At 75.1% G+C, this 971-nt stretch carries 1 protein-coding gene; it reads right to left on the bottom strand.

Annotated features, from left to right (window positions below):
• Positions 1-40: 40 nt before the first annotated feature.
• Positions 41-688, bottom strand: a complete 648-nt coding sequence (locus E4O86_RS23005; RefSeq protein WP_161142857.1) for a L,D-transpeptidase — start codon at positions 686-688, stop codon at positions 41-43.
• Between the last annotated feature and the right edge of the window lie 283 nt (positions 689-971).

The raw sequence follows: 971 nt of genomic DNA, 5'->3' as shown, positions 1-971 counted from the left end.
CCGCGGATGCGGGCGCCGGCGGCGCGGCGCCCGCGCGCGTTCACGCCTGCGCGCCGCCGGCCGACTGCCGGACCACCACCCGCGAGCCGCGGGGAACGCGGTCGTAGAGGTCGATCACGTCGACATTCAGGAGCCGGATGCAGCCGGAGGAGACCGCCTTGCCGATCGACCACGGCTCGCCCGTTCCGTGAAGCCGGTAGAGCGTGTCCCGGCCGCCCTGGTAGAGATAGAGGGCGCGGGCGCCGAGCGGGTTCTCCGGCCCGCCCGCCATGCCGCCGGCATAGCGGGCGAGCTCCGGCTCGCGCGCGATCATCTCGCGCGGGGGCGTCCAGGTCGGCCATTCGGCCTTCCGCGCGATGGTCGCCGTGCCGCTCCAGCCGAAGCCGTCGCGCCCGACGCCCACGCCGTACCGCATGGCCCGGCCGCCCTCCATGACCAGCCAGAGGAATTTCGCGTCCGGGTCGACGACGATCGTGCCGGGCCGCTCGCCGGTCGGATCGGGGACGACCTGGCGCCAGTAGCGGCGGTCGATCCGGGAGAGGTCGACCGCTTCGATCGGGAAGATCTCCGGCGCCTTCGGGACGAGCATCACCGGCTCGACCACGGCCGGCGGCGGCGCGGGGTTCCGCACCGTGCAGCCGGCAAGCGCCCAGGCCGCCGACGCGGCCAGGAAAATACGTCTGTTCATTGAGATTGATGCTCCGCTTCGGAAGTTCGACCGGGCCCGCGCCGGATCCGGCGCGGTCCGCATGGCTGGCTTCAGGCGGAAGCGGGCTTCGGAGGTCCCGCGGGGACGGGCACCTTTCTGCCGGTGAGACGCCGCATGTCGGTCCGCCACGCCGCGGGACCCGGCGCAGGAGGCGGGCCGAGCGCGCCGGAGGCGGGCGCGCGGTCGAACAGGCAGGAGAGGAGGGCCGCGCCGTTCTGGCACTTCCTGGCCGGCGCGCCCGGCGCCGCCGGGCCGCCCGCTG

Origin of the sequence: Propylenella binzhouense (assembly GCF_009866965.1) — a bacterium.
Classification (GTDB): domain Bacteria; phylum Pseudomonadota; class Alphaproteobacteria; order Rhizobiales; family Afifellaceae; genus Propylenella; species Propylenella binzhouense.
The sequence above is the reverse complement of the archived record's forward strand: the minus strand, read 5'-3'. Positions and strand labels throughout refer to the sequence as shown.